Origin of the sequence: Streptomyces sp. NPDC059247 (assembly GCF_042754005.1) — a bacterium.
GTDB lineage: Bacteria > Actinomycetota > Actinomycetes > Streptomycetales > Streptomycetaceae > Streptomyces.
In genome coordinates this window covers 82,462-88,821 of sequence record NZ_JBHYZW010000023.1, presented here as the reverse complement: position 1 = coordinate 88,821, position 6,360 = coordinate 82,462, and the positions used below count along the sequence as shown (strand labels likewise).

The 6,360-nt window shown below is 72.5% G+C and carries 8 protein-coding genes; 1 reads left to right on the top strand and 7 read right to left on the bottom strand.

Annotation, left to right across the window (positions count from 1 at the left end; all coding sequences use genetic code 11):
- Positions 1-677 precede the first annotated feature (677 nt).
- On the bottom strand, positions 678-1,142 hold the full coding sequence (locus tag ACFXGN_RS28625; RefSeq protein WP_384864675.1) for an SsgA family sporulation/cell division regulator: 465 nt from the start codon (positions 1,140-1,142) through the stop codon (positions 678-680).
- Positions 1,142-1,366, bottom strand: a complete 225-nt coding sequence (locus ACFXGN_RS28620; RefSeq protein ID WP_384864673.1) for a hypothetical protein — start codon at positions 1,364-1,366, stop codon at positions 1,142-1,144. The genes ACFXGN_RS28625 and ACFXGN_RS28620 overlap by 1 nt, the downstream gene beginning before the upstream one ends.
- A 240-nt stretch (positions 1,367-1,606) precedes the next feature.
- Between ACFXGN_RS28620 and ACFXGN_RS28615 the strand changes: the two genes are divergently transcribed.
- Positions 1,607-2,038 carry an NUDIX domain-containing protein gene (locus tag ACFXGN_RS28615; protein WP_384864671.1) on the top strand — a complete coding sequence of 144 codons (432 nt, stop codon included), beginning with the start codon at positions 1,607-1,609 and terminating at the stop codon, positions 2,036-2,038.
- Between the two features lie 355 nt (positions 2,039-2,393).
- Here the strand turns inward: ACFXGN_RS28615 and ACFXGN_RS28610 are convergent, their stop codons facing one another.
- The 5 genes from ACFXGN_RS28610 to ACFXGN_RS28590 form a co-directional block, all read right to left on the bottom strand.
- Positions 2,394-3,695, bottom strand: coding sequence for an MFS transporter (locus tag ACFXGN_RS28610; RefSeq protein WP_384864669.1), 1,302 nt, complete (start codon positions 3,693-3,695; stop codon positions 2,394-2,396).
- Positions 3,692-4,288: a hypothetical protein gene (locus ACFXGN_RS28605; RefSeq protein ID WP_384864667.1), complete on the bottom strand. Its 597-nt coding sequence runs from the start codon at positions 4,286-4,288 to the stop codon at positions 3,692-3,694. The genes ACFXGN_RS28610 and ACFXGN_RS28605 overlap by 4 nt, the downstream gene beginning before the upstream one ends.
- A 275-nt stretch (positions 4,289-4,563) precedes the next feature.
- Positions 4,564-4,731 carry a hypothetical protein gene (locus ACFXGN_RS28600; RefSeq protein ID WP_384864666.1) on the bottom strand — a complete coding sequence of 56 codons (168 nt, stop codon included), beginning with the start codon at positions 4,729-4,731 and terminating at the stop codon, positions 4,564-4,566.
- Positions 4,728-5,171, bottom strand: coding sequence for a hypothetical protein (locus tag ACFXGN_RS28595; RefSeq protein ID WP_384864664.1), 444 nt, complete (start codon positions 5,169-5,171; stop codon positions 4,728-4,730). The genes ACFXGN_RS28600 and ACFXGN_RS28595 overlap by 4 nt, the downstream gene beginning before the upstream one ends.
- A gap of 145 nt (positions 5,172-5,316) precedes the next feature.
- Positions 5,317-6,261: a hypothetical protein gene (locus ACFXGN_RS28590; RefSeq protein ID WP_384864662.1), complete on the bottom strand. Its 945-nt coding sequence runs from the start codon at positions 6,259-6,261 to the stop codon at positions 5,317-5,319.
- Between the last annotated feature and the right edge of the window lie 99 nt (positions 6,262-6,360).

Sequence of the window (6,360 nt, the reverse complement as noted above, 5' to 3'; positions counted from 1 at the left end):
TCGCATGCCCCGACGGTACGGCAACCACCCCTGCCGGTGTCACGAAAACCGTTTACAGGAAAGGGAGTTCGACACACCCGGCTTCGTACCTGCGGGCCGGACCCGATGTGCCGACGCAGCGTCATGTCGTGGTTACGGGAAGGCCGCGTCCCGTACGGGTCGGGGCCCGCAGCGGTGGGCGGGGTGTGCGGCTGTCCTGCGGATGGCGCGGGGAGGGGGCAGGGGCGACCATGTGTGAAGGGCCTTCCCGCTGTACTGTTCCACGGGTTTCGGGCGGGTTGTCCCGCAGACGGTCCGGGTTGTTCGCGCGGAGTCCACCAGTCGATCCGGCGGGCCGGTGGCGGAGGCCGGACACGACGGGACCGGCCGGGGGCGGACGGGGGCGCACCTGGGGGCGGACGCCCGGGCAGGAAGACAACCCGACGACACCGGGCCGAGACCCCCCGACGAACGGGAACAGCGGCGGACAGGAGACCACTCCCCCCATGCGGCCCCCGCCCTCAGGTCCGACTGCGAGACTCGGTCCATGACTACCGCCCGCCGGCCCTTCTCCACATCCGTTTTCCCGCGCATCGAGTCCGGCCCGGTACCGGCACCGCGGGTACGGCGTGCTCCGGTGCTCGGCCGCGCTGCTGACGTTCGCGAGGCACGAGCCCCGCAGGGGCTGCGACAGGCCGTCACTGGGGCCCGGGCGGGCTGTCTGAGGCCAGGATGTCGCGCAACAGCCGGTCGAGGTCGAGGTGGCGGTCCTCGGTTCCGGGCGGGACGATGCGGGTGGTGCAGGCCGTGAAGGTCCTGATCCGTTGGGTGCGGGCGCGCAGCAGTGCGGAGCCTCCGGGGGCGCTCAGGACGAGGTAGGTGTGTTCGCCGTGGGGGTCGGGGTGGACGACGACGTCTGCGGCGCCGGTCTGTTGGTCGACGCCCTTGATCAGGAGGTCGCGGGCGAAGATCCAGGTGACCGGGTCCGTGTGGTTGATGTGGTTGTCGAGGTGGACGGCCCAGGGGGCGGCGGGGTCGTAGCGCAGGCGGGCGGGGACCATGATGTCGATGCCGGGGACGAGGACTGCGGCGAGGTCCAGCAGCATCTCGCATCCTCCGGAGTCGGTGCGCCGCGGGGGTACGGCGAAGGCGTCCTCGTCCATCAGCCCTGTTCCATCGCGGGTGCGGCGGCGTGGTCGGGACGGGGTGCGCGCCGGTGGCGGGCGCGGTCGGGGCGGGTCAGCCGTTCCCATTCCGGGTCGTCCCGGCACGGGACCGTCCGCCCATCGCGCTGCCAGAGGTCGGCGAGGTGCTCAAAAATCGGGCAGTCGGAATGAATCGTTTCTTCGCGGGGCGGTGCGGCGCCGTGGTTCGGGGCGTGGTCCATGTGTGTGCTGTTCTCTGTGCGCGGGGGTGCCGCGGGCCGTGCGGCCGGCGTGACCGGCGGGCCGGGGTGGCGGCCCTTGTCGGAGGTCGCCGATCGGGTGCTGCGGGACCGCATCGGTGATCTCCTCGGCCGGCCCCGGGAGGGCCGTCCGGCCGACGAGGACCCGTACAGCACGCTCGTGGTGATCAGCAACCGTGCGGGGCAGGTTCTGATGCATCTGCGGGATGACCGGCCCGGGGTGTGGGCGCCGGGAACCTGGGCCCCGATGGGCGGCGGCGCCGAGATGGAGGACACCGGCCCCACGCCACCGCCGCGCGTGAACTGCGCGAGGAGGTCGGCCTCACCGGCATCGAGCTCACGCATCTGTTCTCAAACAACGCGGACGGCTATCCCGTCCACGTCCACCACGGCCACTGGGACGGCGATGCCGCCACACTGACCCTGGGGGAGGGCCAGGCCCTCGGCTGGATCTCCCCCGCCGACTTCCGCACGGTCCCGATGCACCCGTCTGTCCTCGCCGACACCTGCGGGCACCCTCGGACCGAGCAGAAGTACGCCGTACCCGGACCGCCGTCCGTATATGGCCGTCGGTCTCCACGACGTTCCGCCCTTCTGCCTCAGCTGTGCGGAGGGCTCACAGGAGGCGGAGGGCGCCGTCGTCCAAGGCAGTGAGCGACGGCGGGGGATTGACGGGGCAGACAAGCGGCTGGATGCCCGGCTACGAGATCCTTCCAGCGTGCGTACTGCGACCTGTTCCATCGGCCTGGCCAAGGCGTGACTCAGCCAGCGGGAGCCAGGACTCACTCCACGATCGTCCGTAGGCGCTGTTGACTGCGCTCGCGCTGGTCATCAGTGAGGTAGCGGTGATGTGGCGTGCGGTGGATCCAGGCAATGGCCGAACGAAGCAGGCTTGACCACAACCACAACCACAACCACAACCAGGAGCGGGTGGACGACATCGTGGACCTTTCCGACGCCGCTCCGGTGCTGGGGACGCCTCGGAGCACGCCATTCTTGATCAGCCCCATCAAGCAATCCCCTTGTCCTTGGCCGCCAGGTGGCGGACGGGCGACCGCCACAGTGCCCCTGCGGACAGCAGCAGGACAAGGACGCCCGCGAGCATGACGGCGCGGACGCTGGTCAGGGAGGCGAAGACGCCGGCGGCCAGGGCGGCCAGGGGCCGGACCCCGTTGATCAGCCACAGCGCGGTCTGCTGGACGCGGGCCCGAAGGCGGGGCGGGCTGCTCCACTGCTGTACGGAGCGCTGGGTGGTGCTGACACAGGTGGCCGCAGCGAAATGCCCGCAGCTGCCGGCCATGAGGACCGCGAGCCAGGCCCGGCCCGGTTCAGCGACGAGCGGCGGGATCTGCATAAGGGCGTGGACGACGAACCCGACGGCCATGACAGTGCCGGAACCGTAGCGGCGGACGAGACGGGGCGCGACGAGGGCGCCGGTCAGGCCGCCGAGACTGCCTGCGGCCATGATCATGCCGAGCCCGGTCGTGCCCACCCGCACGGTGGTCAGCAGGTGGTACGCCAGCAGGGTGGTCGTCAGCCCGCTGCCGATGCTGGTAGCTGTCAGGACCAAGAACAGCGGCCGGAGCACACGGTCCCTGGCGGAGTAGAGGAGGCCCTCCCAGATCTCGTCGAGCACCGGGCGCTTCGCCTCCCGCGCCCGGTCGGGTGCGGGCACCACCCGTACGCGGACTGCGCAGCACGCGGAGACGACGAGGGTCACGAAGTCGGCGATCAGAGCCCGGGCGGGACCGGCCACCGCGAGGAGCACGGTGCCCAGGGCGCTCCCGGTGACGCCGGCGGTGGTGATGACGGCGGTGAAGCGCGCGTTGGCCCGGTGGAGCCCGCCGGGGTCCGCCAGGAGCGGGACAGCGGCCATCGACGCGGCCGTGTGCACCACCGACAGGCCCCCCAGGGCCAGAGCGATCGTGCAGAGCAGCGGCATCGTCAGTACACCGAGGGCGGCGGCCGCCGGGATCACCCCGGCCACGGCCGCGGCCGCGAAGCCGGTGACGACCAGAACAATCCGTAAGGGGTAGCGGTCGAGGAGCACCCCGGCGGGCAGGGCGACCATCAGAGCGGGAACGGTCGCGGAGAAAGCCAGAACGGACACCTGGGTCGGCGTGGCGCCCAGGGAGAGGACCGCGAGCGCCGGGAGCGCCACTTTGTGGACAGCGGAACCCGCGAAGGTGATGCCCTCGCCGGCCAGCAGCCAGATGCGCGCCCTCCGCCGTTCCCGGTCGCTGGCGGTGCCGGGCGGCCCGGTGGAGGTCTGGGGGATGGCGGGGCGGTGCGGGGCGGGTTGCCGGTTCACGACACGGTCTCCTGCCGGGGCGTGACGGGCAGCACCGGAACGGTGCTGGCCACGAACACCGGCAGCGTCGGGTGGATCTCGGCACCGGTGGTCATCCGGGCCACGGTGAACCGGGAATCGTCCAGGGCCTTGGTGACGCCTGCGTGCTTCCAGCCGAGGCCCTCCTGGAGATGGCGGGCCAGCCGCCCGGCGACCGAGTCGGTGGGATGACGCAGGGGCACCTCGCACAGCAGACCGGTGTAGCCGCACTGGGCGGCGTAGTGCCGCGCCCACAGGGTCAGCAGGAACCCGAGCCGGTATCCGCCGCGGGGGTCTGTGGCAGCGGCGGCGATCCTGAGCATGGACTGACCGGGCGGCGTGCTGTCATGCGCCCGGCGGTCGAGCTGGAGACAGCCCACTACCGTGTTCGGGCCGGTGTCCACCAGGACCACGAACTCGGTGCCCGTCTCCGCGAGCGCCGCGAGAAGAGGCTGCGTCGTCTCCCTGGGAAGATCACGCTTCCGGCGCCACTGGGTGACCAGCGTGGCCAGCGGCCGGTCCTCCTCAGGCTCCAGAGGCCGGACGGCATAGACCGGATCGTGCGGTGAAGTCACTGTGAGTCCTGGAAGTGTCGGAGGTCGAGGAGCGGGCTGGGGAACCCGGGAGTGATGAGCCACGGCCGACGGCGTGGTGCCAGCGGTGCGTCCGTACTGCCCTGTGAAGTCCGACGTGGCATCGGCCGCCGGTGGCGGCTGCACTTCGTCGGCGCCCCGTCGAGGAACCGTCCGACCACGGAGCACCGCCGCGCGGGGCGGATGCGGCCCGCACGGATCGCGCCTGCCGACGGTCCGCTGTGGTGCCCGGGCGAGTCGGCTGTCGTAGGGCTGGTTCATGACGGGCTCTGGGTCGGCTCGTCCCGGTGCGGGAGAAGACAGCCGAGGACGATCTCGCCGATCAGCGGCGGTACGAGCAGGACATCGGCGGCGCTCGTGCGGCCGTGGAGCCGGATGTCCCGGAGAACAGTCGCGAGCTGCGCTCCGGGAACCGGGCGGGTCACCGGTGGGCCCGCGGCGTCGGGGAGGTCACACCAGTGGCGGCCATCAGCGCGGTGACGAGCTGGGCGGCGGAGGTGGACCCGGCGCCGGGCGGGACCCACCAGTAAAGGTCCGGTCCGGCGCGGGCGTTGGCGGGCGGGACCCTCAGACGGGTTCCCGGCCGCAGCAGCCGGAACCCGCTACCAGTGGTCCACCGGTCGCCCAGCGTCATGGTGCCGGGGGCGGTGAACACGTGCCAGCTCCCGCTGTAGGGGTCGGCCAGCACCGGCCCGCGCCCCCCAGCGTTGAGTACGGCGGCGGCCAGGGCCGGGCCGCGGGCGGCGACGACACGGACGGCGTCGAAGTCATGCCCGCACACGGCACGCCGGGGAAACCCGGAGCGAGGCACCCAGCCGGGGAGCGTGGCCGGCAGGGCGGCGGCCGGATACGGCAGGAGACGCATGACATCGTCCTTCTCAGGTCGAGGGGCTGAGGCCTGGGGGCCGCGCGGTGAAGGGAGCCGGGCCCGGCCCTCGGGGCCATGGATCCGTGGCGGTGCCGGCTTGCCCGGTCCGGCAGGTCAGGTTCGGTCGTCGACCGCGGGGACATCAGCGAGAAGCCCGAGGACGTATGCCATCGCGACCAGGTGGGTGATGTTGCTGGCGCCGGTCTTGCGGACGAGGCGGGCCGTGCGGCTGCGGCAGGTGTCGGTGGACACGCCGACCGGCGCGGGCGACATCGGCCGCCCGGGAGTGCTCGGCGTGAGCGCGGATGAGGTTCAGCTCGGCCTCGTCGGGAGTGAACGCGGAGGCCTTGGCGGTAAGCGGGGGCGGCGGGTGGCCGTGCCGCAGAAGAGCGTGGGCGAGGACCGGGCGGGAGCCCCCCGGGGGGCAGTGGACGAGCTCGCGGATCGCGCGCAGAGCGGTGTTCAGGGTGCTGTCCGACATATAGATCGTGGCGGCGATCTGCTGGTTGCCGGCGCCGAGGACGACAAGGTCGGCGATCTGGCTCTGCGTGGCGGTGGCACGGAAGGGCTCCGGCGAGGGACCGGACCGGTCGATCTCCCCAGCGGGAATCCCCGTGGACGACGGGGAGGACACTGGTGCGGTGACGGGTGTCCGGGGAGGCGCCTCGGGCGGCGGGGCACCGCGGAGAGCGGCGCGCAGGTCCTCGGCGCGGGTGAGGAGGGGCCCATTGCCGGGACGGTGGAGCCACCGCAACCGGACGTCCCGGGCGTGTACGGGGTCGGCGGGCATGATGAGCCAGCGGCCGCCTACGCACCGGGCCGGAGCCCGCCAGAATCCCCGGGGTCGCTCCACGGTGGTCAGGATGTAGACGTCGTCGCCGTCAGCCCATACCACGCCCAGCAGGCCCTGGGCGGTGAGCCGTTCCCTGGCGGCGGCCCAGGCGCTGAGCGGCATGTGGACGGCGTCGGCGTGCTGGCCCATCCGCACGCGGGCAGGGGTGGTGCTGTGCCAGGCGGCGCCGAGGAACTCAGCCCCGGGGCTGGAACCGGCCGGCCGGGGCATGAGGGTCTGCTGAGGGTGGGTCATGGCACTCCTGGATGAGGATGAACAGTGCGAAGCGGCCCGGCCGGCCATCAAGACGACGTCGCCCGGCCGCGGGGCACAGCGCCGGGAAGGGCCGCGCTT